Annotated in this window: 23 protein-coding genes; 15 read left to right on the top strand and 8 right to left on the bottom strand. The window is 52.1% G+C overall.

All coding sequences use genetic code 11. The annotated features are described in order from the left end of the window. The first annotated feature begins 4 nt into the window (after positions 1-4). From ybeD to lipA, 4 genes are all read left to right on the top strand, one after another. A complete protein-coding gene (gene ybeD, locus ACSEMK_RS01750) occupies positions 5-268 on the top strand; it encodes a DUF493 family protein YbeD (RefSeq protein ID WP_015367736.1) in 264 nt (87 codons plus the stop codon). A 100-nt stretch (positions 269-368) separates the two neighbouring features. Beyond that, positions 369-1010, top strand: coding sequence for a lipoyl(octanoyl) transferase LipB (lipB, locus tag ACSEMK_RS01745; RefSeq protein ID WP_087860243.1), 642 nt, complete (start codon positions 369-371; stop codon positions 1008-1010). 143 nt (positions 1011-1153) lie between these two features. Next, positions 1154-2104 carry a YbeF family transcriptional regulator gene (locus ACSEMK_RS01740; RefSeq protein WP_087860244.1) on the top strand — a complete coding sequence of 317 codons (951 nt, stop codon included), beginning with the start codon at positions 1154-1156 and terminating at the stop codon, positions 2102-2104. A gap of 181 nt (positions 2105-2285) precedes the next feature. Further along, positions 2286-3251, top strand: coding sequence for a lipoyl synthase (lipA, locus tag ACSEMK_RS01735; protein WP_015367739.1), 966 nt, complete (start codon positions 2286-2288; stop codon positions 3249-3251). Between the two features lie 203 nt (positions 3252-3454). On the opposite strand, the gene tatE is transcribed toward lipA, so the two are convergent. Next, entirely contained in the window at positions 3455-3661 is a 207-nt protein-coding gene (gene tatE, locus ACSEMK_RS01730) for a twin-arginine translocase subunit TatE (protein WP_045381457.1), read from the bottom strand. Positions 3662-3799: 138 nt separating this feature from the next. Continuing rightward, on the bottom strand, positions 3800-4588 hold the full coding sequence (locus ACSEMK_RS01725; protein ID WP_411325853.1) for a deaminated glutathione amidase: 789 nt from the start codon (positions 4586-4588) through the stop codon (positions 3800-3802). Positions 4589-4677: 89 nt separating this feature from the next. Here ACSEMK_RS01725 and crcB point away from each other — a divergent pair, with 89 nt between their 5' ends. After that, a complete protein-coding gene (gene crcB / locus ACSEMK_RS01720; protein ID WP_087860424.1) occupies positions 4678-5061 on the top strand; it encodes a fluoride efflux transporter CrcB in 384 nt (127 codons plus the stop codon). A 57-nt stretch (positions 5062-5118) separates the two neighbouring features. On the opposite strand, the gene cspE is transcribed toward crcB, so the two are convergent. Both cspE and pagP read right to left on the bottom strand, forming a co-directional pair. Next, a complete protein-coding gene (gene cspE / locus ACSEMK_RS01715) occupies positions 5119-5328 on the bottom strand; it encodes a transcription antiterminator/RNA stability regulator CspE (protein ID WP_012542460.1) in 210 nt (69 codons plus the stop codon). Between the two features lie 193 nt (positions 5329-5521). Beyond that, a complete protein-coding gene (gene pagP, locus ACSEMK_RS01710) occupies positions 5522-6097 on the bottom strand; it encodes a lipid IV(A) palmitoyltransferase PagP (protein WP_162750180.1) in 576 nt (191 codons plus the stop codon). Positions 6098-6388: 291 nt separating this feature from the next. Between pagP and dcuC the strand changes: the two genes are divergently transcribed. The 4 genes from dcuC (at position 6389) to uspG (ending at position 9854) form a co-directional block, all read left to right on the top strand. Beyond that, positions 6389-7762: an anaerobic C4-dicarboxylate transporter DcuC gene (dcuC, locus tag ACSEMK_RS01705; protein WP_087860246.1), complete on the top strand. Its 1374-nt coding sequence runs from the start codon at positions 6389-6391 to the stop codon at positions 7760-7762. 93 nt (positions 7763-7855) lie between these two features. Then, complete coding sequence (gene rna, locus ACSEMK_RS01700; RefSeq protein ID WP_087860247.1) at positions 7856-8653, top strand: ribonuclease I; 798 nt, start codon at positions 7856-7858, stop codon at positions 8651-8653. 172 nt (positions 8654-8825) lie between these two features. Further along, positions 8826-9236, top strand: coding sequence for a nucleoside diphosphate kinase regulator (gene rnk / locus ACSEMK_RS01695; protein ID WP_015367745.1), 411 nt, complete (start codon positions 8826-8828; stop codon positions 9234-9236). Positions 9237-9425: 189 nt separating this feature from the next. Further along, on the top strand, positions 9426-9854 hold the full coding sequence (gene uspG / locus ACSEMK_RS01690; RefSeq protein ID WP_015367746.1) for a universal stress protein UspG: 429 nt from the start codon (positions 9426-9428) through the stop codon (positions 9852-9854). 87 nt (positions 9855-9941) lie between these two features. On the opposite strand, the gene ahpF is transcribed toward uspG, so the two are convergent. Further along, on the bottom strand, positions 9942-11507 hold the full coding sequence (ahpF, locus tag ACSEMK_RS01685; protein WP_015367747.1) for an alkyl hydroperoxide reductase subunit F: 1566 nt from the start codon (positions 11505-11507) through the stop codon (positions 9942-9944). A 128-nt stretch (positions 11508-11635) separates the two neighbouring features. Beyond that, a complete protein-coding gene (gene ahpC / locus ACSEMK_RS01680; protein WP_004859485.1) occupies positions 11636-12199 on the bottom strand; it encodes an alkyl hydroperoxide reductase subunit C in 564 nt (187 codons plus the stop codon). A 402-nt stretch (positions 12200-12601) separates the two neighbouring features. On the opposite strand from ahpC, the gene dsbG reads away from it, so the two are divergent. From dsbG to ACSEMK_RS01660, 4 genes are all read left to right on the top strand, one after another. After that, a complete protein-coding gene (dsbG, locus tag ACSEMK_RS01675; protein ID WP_430914390.1) occupies positions 12602-13354 on the top strand; it encodes a thiol:disulfide interchange protein DsbG in 753 nt (250 codons plus the stop codon). Between the two features lie 193 nt (positions 13355-13547). Then, a complete protein-coding gene (gene citR / locus ACSEMK_RS01670) occupies positions 13548-14450 on the top strand; it encodes a DNA-binding transcriptional repressor CitR (protein WP_087860249.1) in 903 nt (300 codons plus the stop codon). A 149-nt stretch (positions 14451-14599) separates the two neighbouring features. Next, positions 14600-15823, top strand: coding sequence for a phosphoadenosine phosphosulfate reductase (locus ACSEMK_RS01665; RefSeq protein WP_087860250.1), 1224 nt, complete (start codon positions 14600-14602; stop codon positions 15821-15823). After that, the gene (locus tag ACSEMK_RS01660) at positions 15808-16434 is read left to right on the top strand and encodes an IbrB-like domain-containing protein (RefSeq protein WP_087860251.1); all 627 of its coding nucleotides are present in this window, start codon (positions 15808-15810) and stop codon (positions 16432-16434) included. The genes ACSEMK_RS01665 and ACSEMK_RS01660 overlap by 16 nt, the downstream gene beginning before the upstream one ends. Here the strand turns inward: ACSEMK_RS01660 and ACSEMK_RS01655 are convergent, their stop codons facing one another. After that, positions 16435-17580 (bottom strand): pyridoxal phosphate-dependent aminotransferase, encoded by a 1146-nt coding sequence (locus ACSEMK_RS01655; RefSeq protein ID WP_430914475.1) that lies wholly within the window; start codon positions 17578-17580, stop codon positions 16435-16437. A gap of 184 nt (positions 17581-17764) precedes the next feature. Between ACSEMK_RS01655 and mtnC the strand changes: the two genes are divergently transcribed. Together mtnC and ACSEMK_RS01645 are read left to right on the top strand one after the other, a co-directional pair. Further along, positions 17765-18454 (top strand): acireductone synthase, encoded by a 690-nt coding sequence (mtnC, locus tag ACSEMK_RS01650; RefSeq protein ID WP_430914476.1) that lies wholly within the window; start codon positions 17765-17767, stop codon positions 18452-18454. Beyond that, a complete protein-coding gene (locus tag ACSEMK_RS01645; RefSeq protein ID WP_113373842.1) occupies positions 18451-18993 on the top strand; it encodes a 1,2-dihydroxy-3-keto-5-methylthiopentene dioxygenase in 543 nt (180 codons plus the stop codon). The genes mtnC and ACSEMK_RS01645 overlap by 4 nt, the downstream gene beginning before the upstream one ends. Before the next feature lie 3 nt (positions 18994-18996). Here the strand turns inward: ACSEMK_RS01645 and ACSEMK_RS01640 are convergent, their stop codons facing one another. Continuing rightward, a complete protein-coding gene (locus ACSEMK_RS01640; protein ID WP_087860255.1) occupies positions 18997-19602 on the bottom strand; it encodes a methylthioribulose 1-phosphate dehydratase in 606 nt (201 codons plus the stop codon).

Genomic DNA, 19602 nt, shown 5'->3' with positions numbered 1-19602 from the left:
TGACATGAAAACCAAACTTAACGAACTGCTTGAATTCCCTACTCCATTTACTTACAAAGTAATGGGGCAGGCGTTGCCTGAGCTGGTTGATCAGGTGGTGGAAGTGGTACAGCGCCATGCGCCTGGTGATTACTCTCCGTCAGTAAAACCGAGCAGCAAAGGTAACTACCACTCGGTCTCCATCACCATTAACGCTACCCACATTGAGCAGGTCGAAGCCCTGTACGAAGAGCTGGGCAATATCGAAATCGTGCGGATGGTGCTGTAATCCCTCGCCTTACCCGGCCTCAAGCGCCGGGTAATCCTCTTTCTTTCGCTGTGATATACTCTCCCCCACTTAAGTCATCCCTCTCGGCGGAGACGTTGTTTTGCAGCACAATACCATTCTTATCCGACAACTTGGCCTGCAACCTTACGAACCCATCTCGCAGGCAATGCATGAATTTACCGACAGCCGTGACGACACGACGCTGGATGAAATCTGGCTGGTAGAACATCACCCGGTCTTCACTCAGGGTCAGGCCGGTAAAGCCGAACACGTGCTGGTACCAGGCGATATCCCGGTCATTCAGAGCGATCGCGGCGGCCAGGTGACCTATCACGGGCCTGGCCAACAGGTGATGTATGTATTGCTGAATCTTAAACGGCGTAAACTCGGCGTGCGTGAATTAGTGACGCTGCTGGAGCAGACCGTGGTCAATACTCTCGCGGAGTATCAGATTGAATCCCACCCACGCGCCGATGCGCCTGGGGTTTACGTTGGTGAACAGAAAATTTGTTCGCTGGGGCTGCGTATTCGTAAAGGCTGTTCTTTCCACGGCCTGGCGCTGAATGTGGCAATGGATTTGACGCCATTCCTGCGCATTAACCCGTGCGGCTATGCCGGTATGGAGATGACGCAAATGCGCCAGTGGCAGCCGCAGGCCACCACGGAAAACGTCGCGCCGCGGCTGGTCGCCAACCTGCTGGCGCTGCTGAATAACCCACCGCATGAGTATGTAGCCGCTTAAGAAGCTTCGCGCTCTGAAATCTCAGAGCGCCTGTAAATTGCGCAAGTCATTATTAATACTTTATATTTGCAATCAATTATCACGTTCCGCAATGCCACGGCCCGCTATAATAGCGCTATACACCCGACAACCGGATACGCTGAGTGGCAGAAAACCATCCCCCATCGGAACTCAATGAACAACCTGAAGATCGGCAGATTTTTCGTATTCTGCGTAATATCGATCTTAATCTGCTGACCATCTTCGAAGCGGTGTACGTGCATAAAGGCATCGTCAACGCGGCGAGGGTGCTAAATATCACCCCTTCGGCCATCAGCCAGTCCATCAATAAATTACGGGCTCTGTTCCCTGACCCGCTCTTTATTCGTAAAGGACAGGGGGTGACGCCGACGGCTTTTGCCACTCACTTGCATCAGTATATTAGTCAGGGGATGGAAGCCTTTCTCAATGCGCTGGATTTGGGCAGCAGCTCGCAGCAACAGCGCGTGCTCACCATCGCTACCACTCCAACCATCGGCGCCCTGGTGATGCCAACGATCGCCAATGCGTTGAAACCGAGGTTTCCTCAGGTATTACTGCACAACATTGCGATTACCGATGCCGCCAGCCAGCTCAACCAGCGGCAGGTTGATTTGCTGATCGACAGCTATAACCATAGCGGGCTGGCCATTGCACACCAGGTACTGTTTTCCGAACCGGTCGTCATGTTCTGCCGGAAAGATCATCCCATTTTGCCTCTTCCGCTGACGCGGGAAAATCTACAGCAGTTTGAGTTTGCGCTATTGCTGCCGGAAGGACAGCGCTACCCTACCCTGCATCGGCAACTTGATGAATTTATCGGCGAACGCCGCTGCGGTTTTAGCAGCTATAACCTGTTGACCCAGGCGGCGATGATGAATAATAGCGATTTGCTGGGGCTGACGCCTGAGAGCATGTTCGCGCTGGTGGCGAAGATCTGGGATTTACAAGCGATTCCTTTTCCACCGCTGCAGGACCAGCGTATTGATATTTCGCTCCATTACAACCGACAAAGCGCCCAGGAGCCGTTACTGAAAGAGATTATCGACACTATTGTGCAAACTTATTCCTGCTAACCGCACGCGAGGGAAAAGGATAAAACAACAACTATTTTACAATTTGCCGGGTAACCAGGCTGCTTTCAACCCCGTATCAATGATATACTGCCTGTCCTTAGTTCAAAAATAGTTGATAAATACAACATTTGATTGAATTAATTCGCTTTCCTTCGTGACTCGCAACTGGAACACGCACGCTATGAGTAAACCCATTGTGATGGAACGCGGTGTTAAGTACCGCGACGCCGATAAAATGGCCCTTATCCCGGTGAAAAACGTGGCAACTGAGCGTGAAGCTCTGCTCAGAAAACCGGAATGGATGAAAATCAAACTTCCGGCTGACTCGTCCCGTATTCAGGGGATCAAGGCAGCGATGCGTAAGAATGGCCTGCACTCCGTGTGCGAAGAAGCCTCTTGCCCGAACCTTGCCGAGTGCTTCAACCACGGCACCGCGACCTTTATGATCCTCGGCGCTATCTGTACTCGCCGTTGTCCGTTCTGCGATGTTGCCCACGGTCGTCCGGTGACGCCTGATGCCAATGAGCCGCAAAAACTGGCGCAAACCATCGCCGATATGGGTCTGCGCTACGTGGTGGTGACTTCCGTTGACCGCGACGATCTTCGTGACGGCGGTGCGCAGCATTTCGCCGACTGTATCAGCGCTATCCGCGAAAAGAGCCCGAACATCAAGATTGAAACGCTGGTGCCGGATTTCCGCGGTCGTATGGATCGCGCGCTGGATATCCTGAAAGTGACGCCGCCGGATGTGTTTAACCACAACCTGGAAAACGTACCGCGCCTGTATCGCCAGGTACGTCCGGGCGCAGATTACAACTGGTCGCTGAAGCTGCTGGAGCGCTTTAAAGAAGCGCATCCGGAAATCCCGACCAAATCGGGTCTGATGGTGGGTCTTGGCGAGACCAATGAAGAGATCATCGAAGTAATGCGCGATCTGCGCCGTCATGGCGTCACTATGCTGACGCTGGGTCAGTACCTGCAGCCGAGCCGTCACCACCTTCCGGTACAGCGTTATGTTAGCCCGGAAGAGTTTGAAGAGATGAAAGCTGAAGCCATGGCGATGGGCTTTACCCATGCCGCCTGCGGCCCGTTCGTCCGCTCTTCCTATCATGCCGATCTGCAGGCAAAAGGTATGGAAGTAAAATAACCTCTGCCTTTCTTTGGCCGCCGTTCGCGGCGGCCAGATTTACCTGCTAACGCCCCTTTCTATCGTCACACCTGGTTGCAACTTTTTCGCATCCCAAATAACGACCATAAAAAAGGCGACAACGAATACGCTGCCGCCTCTTTGCCGCCAGAGCTTCAAACCCGGCCGCGACGCGCCCCCGCTTATCGGGAGCCCGTGATTAATTACTCTTTATGAGAGAGTTTCTGTGCCGGCGCTTCTTCCTCAGCGCTGGTCTTTTTGGCACTGTCATCGTCATCATTCATGGCTTTCTTGAAGCCTTTGATAGCCGAACCCAGGTCTCCACCCAGCGTGCGTAATTTTTTGGTACCAAACACTAAAATAATCAGCGCTGCGACTACCAGCAGTTTGGTAATACTAATCTCACCCATAGCTAACCTTCTTCTCTATACAAGCTCAAGCTGCGAATACGCCATCATACACATATACGCATACAATTAACGGCTATTTGACGCGCCGACACAATAGCAATCTGTAACAAGGTGAATCAAGCCTTGTTTAAAAAAACGTCACAATAATTGCGGTGGCGCAAATCTGCGATTACGCAGCACCGGCAAACTCTCACGCACCTGATGAATATAATCTGCGGATATCTCAGCAAAAATCAGCTGCGGCTGGGCTGCGGCGCCAGCAATGGTGGTACCGAGCGGGTCGATAATCCGGCTCTGGCCGATATTACGCGTTCCACACTCGCCTGCCGCAATAATGTAGCAGGTAGTATCCAGCGCCCTTGCCGCCAGCAGCGTCGCCCAGTGATGTTCTTTCAATGGCCCACGCACCCAGGCTGTCGGAAGCACCAACACTTCAGCCCCCTTTAACGCTAACGATAGCGCTAATTCGGGAAAGCGTAAATCGTAGCAGGTCATTAAGCCGATTCGCATCCCATTTACCTCTATTAACGGCGGGATTTGCTCGCCGGCATCCACCAGCCGTGACTCCTGCATATTAAACGCATCGTACAAATGGAGTTTCTGGTATTGTGCGCAAATCGCCCCTCGGCATATCGCCACCAGCGTATTGCTCGCGCGCCCTTCAGCAGAGGGCACGTGTAGCGTTAATATCGTGGTTAAGTCATTCCGCCGGCTTTCCGCCAGCAACTGCTGCATAAAGCCGCCATCCAGCGCCTGCGCGGATTTTACCGACATATCCGGGTCGTTATCGGCTCGCGCCAGTAACGCCTCGGGCAAGACCAGTAACGAAGCGCCGCATTCTGCCGCCTGATGCATCAGCTCAACGCAGGTCTGCGCATTTTTCTGCCACTGCGCCGTGACGGCGAATTGTCCCGCAGCTACCCGCATCTCTTTCTCCCACTTGCGAATCCATAGCCAAAAACGCGTTTATCGCGCTACACTCAACCCTCTATCTAACGTATTAGCAGGAAATGACCGTGTTACAACTCCTTTTAGCCGTTTTTGTTGGCGGCGGAACCGGCAGCGTGTTGCGCTGGTGGCTGGGCATGAAATTTAACCCCATGCATCATGCGATTCCCATTGGCACGCTAGTCGCTAACCTGCTGGGCGCCTTTATTATCGGTGCCGGGCTGGCGTGGTTTAATCGTCTGACGCATGTCGATCCTATGTGGAAGTTGCTCATCACTACCGGTTTCTGCGGCGGCCTGACGACCTTCTCCACCTTTTCCGCAGAAGTCGTCTTCCTGCTCCAGCAGGGGCGTTTCAGCTGGGCGTTGCTAAACGTTCTCGTCAACCTGCTTGGTTCTTTCACCATGACCGCGACGGCATTCTGGCTATTTTCACAGTCAGCCGCCCGTTAACAACAGGCAAAAAAAAACCCGCTATAAGCGGGTTTTTATATTCTACTGACGTGTTGGTTAGATAGCCATTACGTTTGCAGCAGAAGGGCCTTTGGCACCGTTAGTGATTTCGAACTCTACGCGCTGACCTTCAGCCAGAGTTTTGAAACCGTTGGACTGGATTGCAGAGAAGTGTACGAATACATCTTTGCTGCCATCTTCCGGAGTAATGAAACCGAATCCTTTGGACTCATTAAACCACTTAACGTTACCTTTAATCTTAGACATCAAAATTACCTTTAAATTAAAAAACGACACTAATGCTGTGTCGGATACCAGTACATCAATTGTGATGCCTTTTGTCCAGCGTAACTTTCTTAAAAAGTGATAAAAGTCTCTATCTTTATAGCCGGCAGTTACGTTAGTCGTTGTTTTTCAACAAGACGAAGAACTTATCACTTTTGTCACTACGTTATAACGATTAAAACTGAATGCGCGCCCAGGCAAAATAAACGTTGCCGTTGTTATAAGTGCCGGGGATGTAGGTCATCTGGAACGTCGCCGGGCCGTAGCCAATCGAGGCCAGCGGCAGCACTACCGGGATCGGGATATAGTTCCAGTTATCGCGCGCCGTTACGCCAAGGGTGTAACCAAGGCCAAGGTGGAAGTTGTCATCGGCCAGCGGACGCCAGGTTTTTTCCCAGCCATAGCCGCCAATCGGCTCCCACTTATTAAAGGAATCTTTAAACGCCATCAGATACAGGCCGTGCCAGTTTCCTTTATCGTCCCAACGCGACACGCCGAATCCCGCCCCCCACGGGCGTTCGTTGTACTTATCGGTTTTCTCTTTGTCATAGGCAAAACGCGCGTGCCAGGTGATCGCCGGAACGTACAGATCGTAGTGCTCAGGCTCGTTCCAGGTTTGCGAGACATTGTCCGTCAGCGTATTGTAGCCATCGCGGAGCGTTGACGAGAACGAGGCGTTAGCATAACCGGACGACAGCAGCAGGCCGGACAGCGCAAGAATAAACAATGTAAATTGACGTAGTTTCAACACTTCTCTATTACCGATTTCAATTTTAAAAACGAAGTAAAGTAACAAATGTAATCTTAATAGACTGTTAACGGAATAAGGCAAAATCCTGAATTGCGCGATGGCAAAAACCGCATCCTGGGAGACGACTTTTGTGATGTTAGCCGCGCCGCAGGTTCCGATTAGTCAATTCTCAGTAGTTTATTGATTTGGGTCAGCAAGTTCTGTCCGTTTTTTGGGCACATTCCCTCACTTAATTTTTGTAGTGCTTTAGATATCAGCAGATTCTTTGGGTTAATGGCTTAGGGGTAAAGTATGCTTACGCTTGTTGAGATCCTAATCGGGGTCGTGGTTATTGTGGGCGTCGCCCGCTACATTATAAAAGGCTATTCCGCGACAGGGGTGCTGTTTGTCGGCGGTTTAGTCTTACTTATCGCCAGCGCCATCATGGGGCATAAGGTTCTCCCGGCCAGCGCCGCCAGTACGGGTTACACCGCGACCGACATCTTCGAGTATATTAAAATACTGCTCATGAGCCGCGGCGGCGACCTCGGCATGATGATTATGATGCTCTGCGGCTTCGCCACCTATATGACGCATATCGGCGCCAATGATATGGTGGTTAAACTGGCCTCTAAACCGCTGCGATATATTAACTCACCTTATCTGTTGATGATTGCCGCCTACTTCCTCGCCTGTCTGATGTCGCTGGCGGTCTCCTCAGCGACCGGCCTGGGTGTGCTGCTGATGGCGACGCTGTTCCCGGTAATGGTCAACGTCGGCATCAGCCGCGGCGCCGCGGCGGCGATTTGCGCCTCCCCTGCCGCGTTGATCCTGTCTCCGACCTCCGGTGACGTAGTACTGGCGGCCAAAGCTGCCGAAATGCCGCTAATCGATTTCGCGTTCAAAACCACCTTGCCTATCTCGATTGCCGCTATCGTCTGTATGGCCATCGCTCACTTCTTCTGGCAGCGCTACCTCGATAAAAAAGAGAACGCCTCGCACGAAATGCTCGACGTCAACGAGATAACCACCACCGCGCCGGCGCTGTACGCTATTCTACCTTTCACGCCGATTATCGGGGTGCTGATTTTCGACGGCAAATGGGGTCCTGAATTACACATCATCACTATTCTGGTGCTCTGTATGGTGCTGGCTTCGGTACTGGAATTCCTGCGCAGTTTTGACACTAAAAAGGTCTTCGCCGGGCTGGAAGCCGCCTATCGCGGTATGGCTGACGCCTTCGCCAGCGTCGTCATGCTATTGGTCGCGGCCGGCGTATTTGCCCAGGGTCTGAGCACTATCGGTTTTATCGACGGACTTATCTCCATAGCCACCTCGTTCGGTTCCGCCAGTATCATTCTGATGCTGGTGCTGGTGATTCTGACCATGCTGGCGGCGATGACCACCGGCTCCGGCAACGCGCCATTTTATGCCTTCGTAGAGATGATCCCGAAGCTTGCCCACTCTTCCGGCATCAATCCGGCTTACCTGTCGATCCCTATGTTGCAGGCGTCGAATTTGGGACGCACTATTTCACCGGTTTCCGGCGTGGTGGTGGCGGTGGCGGGAATGGCGAAGATTTCGCCATTTGAAGTCGTTAAGCGCACCTCGGTCCCCGTTATCGTCGGCCTGTTAGTGGTGATCGTCGCCACCGAGATTCTGGTCCCCGGCGCCGCGGTTCAATAAACTACAAACCACAGTGAAAAGGCGCCAGCAGGCGTCTTTTTTATGCTTTAATAAATCCCAGCAATTAATCATCTCCCACTATCAGGAATAAAAATGTTCAGGAAGGATGTCGTCGCCATTGCCCTTTTACTCGGCGCAACGCAGGTTGGCGCAGAGCCGCTTACCGCGACGAAATACGGTGATTTCGATCGTTACGTGCTGGCACTGTCCTGGCAAACCGGTTTTTGTCAGAGCATGCTGGATAGTAACCGTAATGAGCCCGAGGAGTGCCGGCTACAGCAGGACGAACGCAACAAAGCCGATTTTCTGACGGTACACGGCCTATGGCCGGGCCTGCCGAAGTCGATCGCCTCACGCGGCGTCGACGAGCGCCGCTGGATGCGCTACGGCTGCGCGACGCGCCCGATCCCCAATATGCCGGAAGTCAAAGCCGGACGTAAATGCCAGGCCGCGGAAACCGGGCTGTCGCTGGAAATGGCTAATAAGCTGAATAGCGTGATGCCGGGTTCTGGCGGGAACTCTTGTCTGGAACGTTATGAGTATGCCAAGCATGGCGTCTGTTTCGGCTTCGATCCGGATAGCTACTTCGGTACGATGGTGCGCCTGAATGGCGAAGTGAAGCAAAGCGCAATCGGTGATTTTCTGGCAAAACACTACGGACAAACCGTTAGCCGTAGCGATTTTGATGCCGCCGTCGCCAAAGCGTATGGCGCGCAAAACGTCAAAGCCTTTAAATTAACCTGCGACGGCAACCCGGCTTATTTAACGGAAATGCAAATTTCCATCAAAGCTGGCGCTATCAATTCTCCGTTGGGCGCAGATTCGTTCCTGCCGCAGCCGCATCCGGGCAACTGCGCTAAGCAGTTTGTTCTGGACAAAGTCGGTTCTTGATAACAGGGCGATGCGCCCACTTCATCTGCTTTTGCTCATGATGCGCTGAATGTGCGCTTAATCACTTCAAACATCAGGCAAGTCTCAGTATGATGAAGGGACATTAACCCTTGCCCCTTTCGGCGAGGGTTTTCTTTTACGGAAAAGGTTCCTGGATAACATGGAGTATGCAATGACCAGACCCGCAATCATTATTAACGAATTCGATGCTGAACGTATCGACAGACTGCTTGAGCAACCGGCTTACGCTAATTCGCCGGTCGCCGATGCCCTGAACGACGAACTGGATCGTGCGCAAATGCTCGCGCCGGAAGCAATGCCACACGACGTCGTGAGCATGAACAGCAAAGTCCGCTTTCGCGATTTAACCAGCGGCGAAGAACGCGTGCGGACTCTGGTCTTCCCGGCTCAGGCAACCGATAGCGCCACTCAGCTTTCGGTTCTGGCGCCGGTTGGCGCAGCGCTGCTTGGGCTGAAAGTCGGCACCTCCATTCACTGGGAGTTGCCTGGCGGCGCATCGGCGCATCTGGAAGTGCTGGAGCTGCTGTACCAGCCGGAAGCCGCAGGCGAATTCCACCGCTAAGTTCTCCGCTGCCTGAGGCGTTTGACGCTTTATTCAGAGGATGCTTCGCCATCCTCTTTCTGTTTTCCCTTCCTGTTTGACAAAGTTTTACCTCATCTCGTGACGGCGTATACAGTTTTGCGACCTGAATGCCACAATATCCTTGTATAATATGTTGATATAGAAACAGACAAACAAGGAGAAATGCATATGTATAAAACTATCATTATGCCGGTTGATGTCTTTGAAATGGAGCTGAGCGACAAGGCTGTCCGCCATGCAGAGTTTCTTGCCCAACAGGACGGCATTATTCATTTACTTCACGTCTTACCCGGCTCATCCAGCTTCACCATGAGCCGTTTTACCGCCGATCTACGCCGCTTTGAAGAGCATTTGCAGCATGAAGCGGAAACCCGCTTGCAGACCATGGTCGGCCACTTCAGCATCGACCCTTCACGCATCAAGAGCCATGTACGTTTCGGCAATGTACGCGACATGGTTAATGAACTGGCCAATGAAATAAAAGCTGACGTGGTAGTAATTGGTTCCCGCAATCCGTCGATCAGCACCCATTTGCTGGGTTCAAACGCCTCAAGCGTCATCCGTCATGCGCATATTCCGGTGATGGTCGTGAGATAACGAAACGGTGAAATAAGCAAAAAAAAAGAGGCGACCCTATGGTCGCCTCTTTGCTGTATGCAGGTATTGTCTTACGACTTTTTATGTTTATGCGCTTTTGGTGCGAATCAGATAATCGAATGAGCTCAGAGAAGCTTTCGCGCCTTCGCCAGTGGCGATAATAATTTGCTTGTACGGTACGGTGGTGCAGTCACCGGCCGCAAACACGCCCTTCACGTTGGTTTCACATTTGGCATCGATGATGATTTCACCCATGCGGTTACGCTCAACCGTACCTTCCAGCCAGTTGGTGTTCGGCAGCAGGCCGATCTGGACAAAAATACCGGCTAACGCGACATGATGCTCATCGCCGCTGACGCGATCGCGATACTGCAGCCCCGTCACCTTGCTACCGTCGCCAACCACTTCGGTAGTCTGGGCGTTGAGAATAATATCGACATTTTTCAGGCTGCGTACTTTGTCCTGCAGCACCTGGTCGGCTTTCATTTCTGGTGCGAATTCCAGTAGCGTCACGTGCTCAACGACGCCCGCCAGATCAATCGCCGCTTCAACGCCGGAGTTACCGCCGCCAATCACCGCCACGCGTTTACCTTTAAACAGCGGGCCGTCGCAGTGCGGGCAGTAGGTTACGCCTTTAGTGCGGTATTGGTCTTCACCCGGTACGTTCATGTTACGCCATTTGGCGCCGGTCGCGATGATCACGCTGCGCGCTTTCAGCACCGCGCCGGAGGCAGTTTCAATCTGATGCAGGCCGCCTTCGACGGCTGCCGGGATCAGTTTTGCCGCGCTTTGTGAATCAATCACATCAACATCATACTCACTGACGTGCGCTTTCAGCGCCCCCGCCAACTTCTGACCTTCGGTTTTCGGTACGGAAATATAGTTTTCGATATCTACGGTATCCAGTACCTGCCCGCCGAAGCGTTCGCCCATCAGGCCGGTACGAATGCCTTTACGCGCGGAGTATACCGCCGCCGCGGCGCCAGACGGGCCGGAACCCACAATCAGAACGTCATAAGCATCGCGTTTGTTAAGCTCTTCCGCCGCACGTTTTTCCGCGCCGGTATCCACTTTGGCAACGATTTCAGTCAGCGTCATACGACCTTGACCAAATTCCTGACCATTCACAAACACCGCCGGTACGCCCATCACGTTGCGATCGGTGATTTCATTCTGGAAGGTCCCGCCATCAATCGCCGTGTGTTTGATACGCGGGTTAAGCACCGCCATCAGGTTCAGCGCCTGCACCACGTCCGGGCAGTTGTGGCAAGAGAGCGAGTAGTAGGTCTCAAACTCAAAATCACCGTCAAGATTGCGGATCTGTTCCAGCAGCGACTGCGCTTCTTTCGACGGATGGCCGCCGGTCCACAGCAACGCCAATACTAATGAGGTGAATTCATGTCCCAGTGGAGAACCAGCGAAACGCGGGCCCTGGTTGGAACCTGGGTTAGTAATCAGGAACGATGGCTTACGTACCGCCAACGTATTGTCTTCTTTAAAGGTAACTTTGTCTGACAGTTCAGCGATTTCAGCCAACAGTTCCTTGATCTCTGCCGATTTAGCGCTGTCATCCAGCGTGGCAATCAGCTCAACAGGTTTGGTCAGCTTCTCAAGATAGGCCTTGAGCTGGGTTTTCATGTTGGTGTCGAGCATTTTTATCTCCTGGGCTTAAAACATCATCATGCAAGCGGCCTTTATCAGGCAGCCTGAATGCGCTTGCATCATGGTGTTGGAATAAAACGGGCGCGGGTACGCCCGTTGATTAGCGGGAATAAAACGAATTAGATCTTACCAACCAGATCTAAAGAAGGAGCCAGCGTCGCTTCACCTTCTTTCCACTTAGCCGGGCACACTTCGCCTGGGTGGGAAGCAACGTACTGAGCGGCTTTGATTTTACGCAGCAGGTCAGACGCATCACGGCCGATACCTTCAGCGGTAACTTCGATTGCCTGGATGATACCCTGCGGGTCAACGACGAAGGTCGCGCGGTCAGCCAGACCTTCATCTTCACGCATGTTGTCGAAGTTACGGGTCAGGGCGCCAGTCGGGTCGCCGATCATCGCGTATTTGATTTTAGCGATGGTGTCAGAGCTGCTGTGCCACGCTTTGTGGGTGAAGTGGGTGTCGGTAGATACAGAGTACACGTCTACGCCCAGTTTCTGCAGTTCTTCGTAATGGTCAGCCACGTCGCCCAGTTCAGTCGGGCAAACGAAAGTGAAGTCAGCCGGGTAGAAGAAGAAGACGCTCCAGCGGCCTTCAGTATCTTTTTCGGTAACTTCGATGAATTCACCGTTTTTGAATGCCTGGTTTTTGAAAGGTTTGATTTTGGTATTAATTAAAGACATCGATACTTCCTCCGTGTTTTTGTTGAGGTCTAAGTTAACGAATTTTTCCTGACTCGACCAATGCGTTTGCATTATCAAATCAATAAGCGTTATCTAACAACCGCCACAAGACAACTTTGTGAACCTGCCGTCGCGATCGCGGTTTTTACCCGTGTTTCGCCTCATTTCGCTAAAAGTAAAAAGGCCGCCCTCTCAGGCGGCCCCGTTACCTGAAATACCCGCAGGTAGCTTCAGCGCCAGAATGGCTGGCAATATGTTGCGCTCTACACCTTAATGTAACAGCATGAAGGATTACATCATTCGCCGAACTAAAGGGCAACCAAACGCCCGGCAGGTCTTATCTATGACTGCGATAGGTTTCACCACCACTTCGCATTAGCTTCTGATTTAAAAGGAATACTCATGTTAAAACGACTGCTTTTCCTGAGCCTGTTGCCGTTGTGCAGCTATGCCGAAGACCTCCCCGCCCCCGTAAAAGCGATAGAAAAACAGGGTATTACTATCATTAAGCCCTTTGAAGCTCCCGGTGGCGTCAAAGGCTGGCTCGGAAAATATCAGGATATGGGTGTTGCTATCTATCTCACCCCCGACGGTAAACACGCCATTTCCGGCTATATGTACGACGAAAAAGGCAACAATCTGAGCGAACAGCTTTTCCAGAAAGAGCTCTATACCCCAGCGGGACAGGCGATGTGGAAAAAACTCGAATCCGCTAATTGGCTACTGGAAGGCAAAAAAGAGGCGCCCATCGTCCTTTATGTGTTTGCCGACCCTTTCTGCCCTTACTGTAAACAGTTCTGGCAACAGGCGCGACCGTGGGTTGAATCCGGTAAGGTGCAGCTGCGCACCTTATTGGTCGGCGTGATTAAACCAGATAGCCCGGCCACCGCGGCAGCCATTCTGGCCAGCAAAGACCCGGCGCAAACCTGGCATGATTACGAACAGTCCAACGGCAAAATGAAGCTAAACGTACCGGCAGATATCCCTGCAGCGTTGATGAGGACACTGAATGTCAACCAGCAGCTGATGGATGATCTCGGCGCTAATGCCACCCCGGCTATTTACTATATGAATAAAGACAACATGCTGCAGCAGGTAGTGGGGTTACCTGATAAAGAGAAACTGCAGGTGATGATGGGTGAAAAACAGCATTAAAAAATAACGTATTTCCGCCAGAGTCTTAAGGACAAAAAAGGATCTGGCGGAAAGCGATTGGTTGGTATACATTTAGTAGGGATTAATTGTAGATTTAGCTATAATAATGATAATTCATGGCATCGCCCCAAATTTATAACGGAAAGAAATAGTAATCCGTTCGCCTCGATGCAACATAAACAGGACGTTAAGCATGGCCAACCTTTATGACTTAAAAAAATTCGATCTAAACCTGTTGGTTATCTTCGAGTGTATTTATCAACATCTTAGTATCAGTAAAGCCGCAGAAACGCTGTTTATTACCCCTTCTGCGGTTAGTCAGTCGCTGCAGCGGTTACGCAATCAATTAAACGATCCGCTATTTGTCCGTTCGGGTAAGGGGATAACGCCAACGATCGTTGGGGTGAATTTACATCATCACCTGGAACAGAACCTCAATCAATTAGAAAAAACGATTAATATTGCCAATCATTCTGAATTAAGTAAAAGATTTGTTATTTATAGCCCACAATTGTTTGTTGCCCCTGGTACAATGGATTTGATCAATGATTTATATCAGGATCCAAACCTCCAAATTGAACACCGCGATCTTCTTTTATCTTCGGAGAGCGCTGATGATTTGATGGCCTATCGAAAAGCGGATCTGGTTTATAGTCTAACGCCAATCTCAAATCATAGTGTCGTATGCCAACCATTTCAGGAAATTGAGGTGGTTCTGATTTGCCGTAAAGATCACCCAAGAAAGGCGTTACTTAATACACAGGAAGCGATTGAGAAGGAAGGATTCACTTATTATATTTCTAATGATCCAGGTGTGAAATTATTTCAAAATCAAAATGAAAATATATTTACCAATCGTAGAATTGCGTTCCAAAGCAACTCGTTGATAGCTATTTTAACCATGATTCATCAAAGTGATTTTATCGGTTATATGGCCAGACACGTACTGGAGTACTTTAAAGGTTCATTTGATTTTCATGAAATCATTCAGCCACACCCCGTACCGCCCATCAAGACATATATGATTTACAATCGTTCATCACTTAACAATCCTAAATTTGCTGCTTTTATCAGCAGACATAAAAACACCGATTAATTAAACCCACAATATATTCACATAACAAATATATTGTGGACCTCCATTTATGAACCAGGCGAAACATTACTAATATATATTAACCTTACCATTAATGTGTTCTACACTATCCGTGAAATCGTACCTATCACATTAAAGGATTAATGGTAATGTCATTAATAAAAATTCCATTACCCGAGTCCGTTCTTCAAGCAAGCCAGCAGCGGATACAGTGGGTATTAGAAAATTTTTCACGCATCTGCATCTCTTTCTCCGGTGGAAAAGACTCCACCACTATGCTGCACCTGGCGGCGCTTTGCGCCCGGCAAATGGGCAAGAAATTCAGCGTGCTGTTTATTGATTGGGAAGCGCAATTTTCCTGCACCATTCAGCATTGCGAAAATATTCGCACCGAATACCAGGATGTTATTGAAAAATTTTATTGGGTGGCCCTACCGCTCACCACGCAAAACTCACTGACGCAGTTTTCGCCGGAGTGGCAATGCTGGGAACCTGGCGTCAACTGGGTACGCCAGCCGCCCGCTGACGCTATTACCGATCCCGGCTATTTTCCGTTTTATAGATGCGGAATGAGCTTTGAAGAGTTCGTTCGTGATTTCGCCGACTGGTTTTCGCAAAACCGCCCGGCGGCAATGATGGTGGGTATCCGGGCAGATGAATCGCTTAATCGTTTTATGACCATCTCATCGCAGCGCAAGCTGCGCTTTGCCGATGACAAGCCATGGACAACATCGGCGCCGGGCGGTCATACCTGGTACATCTACCCGATCTATGACTGGAAAACCGCCGATATCTGGACGTGGTTTAGCAAAAGCGGCCATACCTATAACCCCCTTTACGATCTGATGTATCAGGCCGGGGTGCCGCTACGCTATATGCGCATCTGCGAACCTTTTGGCCCGGAGCAGCGCCAGGGACTCTGGCTGTATCACGTGCTGGAACCTGAGCGCTGGGCAGCCATCTGCCAGCGCGTAAACGGCGTGCACAGCGGCGGTATTTATGCCGGATATGACAACAAATTCTATGGTCACCGTAAGCTCGATAAACCCGGGCACCACAGCTGGAAGAGTTATGCCCTGTTTCTGCTGGATAGCATGCCGCGGCAAACCGCCGAGCACTATCGCAACAAAATCGCGGTCTATCTGCATTGGTATCAAAAACAGGGAATGGACGATATCCCCGATAGCCAGGAGAGCGACATCGGCACCCGGGATATCCCTTCATGGCGACGCGTCTGCAAAGTGTTATTAAACAATGATTACTGGTGTCGCCAGCTTTCATTTAGCCCAACTAAGGCCACCCGCTATAAAAACTACTGCGAGCGCATAAGTAAAAAACGCCAACAATGGGGACTGTTATGCAACAACGACTAATAACCCAGATAGAAGAGTATCTGGCCGCGCTGCCGGAAGAGGAAAAAATCGACGCGCTGAACCGCTTTCGCCAGGCTCTGCACCGCCATAGCCCTTTTCGCAACCAGCCGGTTGACTGCGTGCTATGGGTTAAAGAGGAAGAAGTGGTTCCCAATGACTACAACCCTAACAATCTTGCACCGCCGGAAAAGCGACTGTTGTTAACTTCGCTGGAGGCCAACGGCTTTACGCAACCTATCGTGGTGCAGCATCAGCAGCCAAAGCGTTATACCATCATTGACGGTTTTCACCGCCACGAACTGGTTAGCAGCAAAGTGTCATTAAAAAAGCGGCTCAAGGGATATTTACCGGTAACCTGTTTGACGGAGAATAGCCACCCGCGCGATGCCCTGATGGCCGCCACTATTCGTCACAATCGGGCCCGCGGACGCCATCAGATTCACGCGATGTCGGAAATTGTCCGCGAGCTGGCCAATCTCGGCTGGAGCAACGCAAAAATCAGTAAAGAGTTGGGGATGGATGCCGATGAAGTGTTGCGCCTGAAGCAAATTAACGGTCTGGCCGAGATGTTCGGCGACCGTCAATTTTCCCAGGCGTGGACGGTGAAATAGCTACAGGCTGCGCAGACGCTCTGCCGCCGCCAGCAGGGTTTCCGGCTGCTTAGCGAAGCACAGGCGAATCAACTTATGCGGGAACGGATCGGCGCAGAATACCGATAGCGGGATCGCCGCCACGCCGACGTCAGTGGTCAGCCAGCGACAGAAGCTGACGTCATCAAGGTCAGAAATGGCGCTATAGTCCGCCAGCAGAAAGTAGGTGCCTTCACACGGCAGGATCTCCAGCCGGCTGTCGCGTAGCGCATCAATAAACAGATCCCGGCGCTTCTGATAAAACGCAGGCAGCTCGCGGTAGTGCTCCGGCTGCGCGCGCAGCATATCCGCCAGCGCCAGCTGAGCCGGCGTATTAACGGCAAAGGTTAAATACTGGTGCACTTTACGCAGCTCGGCGCTGATGGCGGCAGGCGCCACGCAATAACCCACTTTCCAGCCGGTCATATGAAAGGTTTTACCGAAAGAAGAGACCGCTACCGCCCGTTCACGCAACTGCGGATGAGCCAGCACGCTGGCGTGCCCCTGCTCTGCAAAACAGATATGCTCATACACTTCGTCGCTGATAACGTAAATTTCCCGCCCGGCGATCGCCTGCCACAGCGCGGCAAAATCTTCCCGCTGCCAGACGGTGGCTGATGGATTATGCGGCGTATTAAGAATGACCAAACGGGTGCGGTCGCTTAACGTGGCGGCAAACTGCTGCCAGTCAACGCGGAAATGCGGCGGCTGTAAAGCAATCCGCTTCAGCACGCCGCCCGAAAGCTCTACCGCCGGCGCGTAGCTGTCATAGCTCGGGTCAAAGCAGATCGCCTCATCGCCCGCCCTCACCAGCGCGGTGATCGCCGCATACAGCGCTTCGGTCGCCCCCGCGGTGACGGTGACATCGCTATTCGCATCCGGGCGATAGCCATAAAGTTCAGCGGTTTTATCGGCGATGGCTTCGCGCAGCGCCGGTACGCCGGTCATCGGAGCATACTGGTTGGCTCCCTGGGCGACATGCCACGCCAGGCGTTCCTGTAAATAGCGCGGGCCGTCAAAATCCGGGAAACCTTGTGATAGATTGATGGCCTGATGCTGCTGCGCCAGCGCGCTCATCTGGGTAAAAATGGTGGTGCCTAATGCAGGGAGTTTACTCTCAGGAATCAGTGGCTTATTGCTCATTATCTTCGTTCCGATTGTAATGCTGTTGTTGAAGCCACTATAACACGATGTTAATATTTGGCAATCAAGACGCTTAGACGTCTAAATGCTAACGTTATTTCGCTTGCCGCAGGCAGGCGGCAAACCGACGCCACCGGCAGCACGGCGCACTATCCACTCTGGAGATACCATGATCCGCGCTATCGTGACCGATATTGAAGGCACCACCAGCGACATTCGCTTCGTCCATAACGTCTTATTCCCCTACGCCCGCGAGCGGCTGGCCGCATTTGTCACCGCGCAGCAGTATGTCGAGCCGGTCAGTACCATTCTCGACAATCTGCGTACGGAAATCGCCGCCCCCGAAGCCAGCACCGCAGCGCTTATCGAGACGCTATTCCGCTTCATGGATGAGGATCGTAAATCGACGGCGCTGAAAGCGCTGCAGGGCATTATCTGGCGCGAAGGCTATCAGAACGGTGATTTTACCGGCCATCTTTACCCCGATGTTTTGCCGTCGCTGGAGAAATGGAAGGCAATGGGCATTGATTTATATGTATATTCCTCAGGCTCGGTCGCCGCGCAGAAATTGTTATTTGGCTACAGCGACGAAGGTGATATTACTCATCTCTTTAGCGGCTATTTCGATACCCTGGTCGGCGCCAAACGCGAAGTTCAATCCTATCGCACCATCGCTGAGCAACTGGGGCATAGCCCGGCGCGCATTCTGTTCCTCTCTGATATTCATCAGGAACTGGACGCCGCTGAAGAAGCGGGTTTCCGCACTCTGCAGCTGGTACGCGGCGACCGCGATCCGGCCAGCCATCATCCACAGGTTCAGCGTTTTGACGACATCGACCCGGAGCAACTTCCCTCATGAGCGCATTAACTATTTTTTCCGTTAACGATGCCAGCCATCCACGCTGGCACAGCAGCAACGCCGATGAGATCCAACAGCAATTGCGCGCGAAAGGGGTGCGCTTCGAGCGCTGGCAGGCCGATCGCAACCTTGGCCCGGCGCCAAGCGCTGAAACCGTTATTGCGGCCTATCAGCACGCGATTGATAAACTGGTGGCTGAAAAGGGCTATCAGAGCTGGGACGTCATTAGCCTGCGAGCGGATAATCCGCAGAAAGAGGCGCTGCGGGCAAAATTCCTCAATGAGCATACCCATGGCGAAGATGAAGTGCGCTTCTTTGTCGAAGGCGCCGGGCTGTTTTGCCTACATATCGGCGATGAAGTCTTTCAGGTGCTGTGCGAAAAGAACGATCTGATCTCCGTCCCGGCAAATACCCCACACTGGTTCGATATGGGTTCGGAGCCGAATTTCACCGCCATTCGTATTTTTGACAATCCGGAAGGCTGGATAGCGCAGTTCACCGGCGATGCTATCGCCGATGCCTACCCGCGCTTACCCTAACCTTTATGCATAGCGGCGGCGCAGCAGCTCGCATTCGAAGAGAAATTCGAGCCCTTCCAGCTGACGCCGCGCCTCGCTAACATCCCTGCCCCAACAGGTTAAACCGTGGCCGCGGATCAAAAATCCATAACGTAAAGGATGGCTACGGGCATACGCTTCAATCCGCGCCGCCAGCGCCTCAATATCCTGATCGTTATCAAAAATCGCCACCGGTACGCTATCGAGATGGCTATGCTGCCCGCTCAGCGTTTTTTGCATTTCATAGCCCTGCAGTTGCAGGGTATCGCTGGTTTCAAGACGTGAGAGCACCGTGGCGTGCACGGTATGCACATGCAGCACGACGTTCGCTTGCGGAAACAGACGATAAACCAGCGTATGCAACCCGGTCTCCGCCGACGGTTTACGTCCCGACGGCGCGCGATTGCTGGCGATGTCCACCTGCAAAAAATCGTCGCGGGTCAGGCTGCCCTTATCGCGCCCCGATTCGCTTAACCAACACCAGCGCGCATCCTCGCGTACTGACATATTGCCGCCGGTTGCCGGCGCCCACCCTTTCGCGCCAATCCAGTGACAGGTGGTCACCAGTTGTGCGAGTCGCTCTTGCCACAT

It is taken from the genome of Klebsiella sp. K-3, from assembly GCF_051207495.1.
Lineage (GTDB): Bacteria > Pseudomonadota > Gammaproteobacteria > Enterobacterales > Enterobacteriaceae > Klebsiella > Klebsiella aerogenes.
Note: the sequence above shows the minus strand (reverse complement) of the source record. Positions and strands in the feature narration are given on the sequence as shown.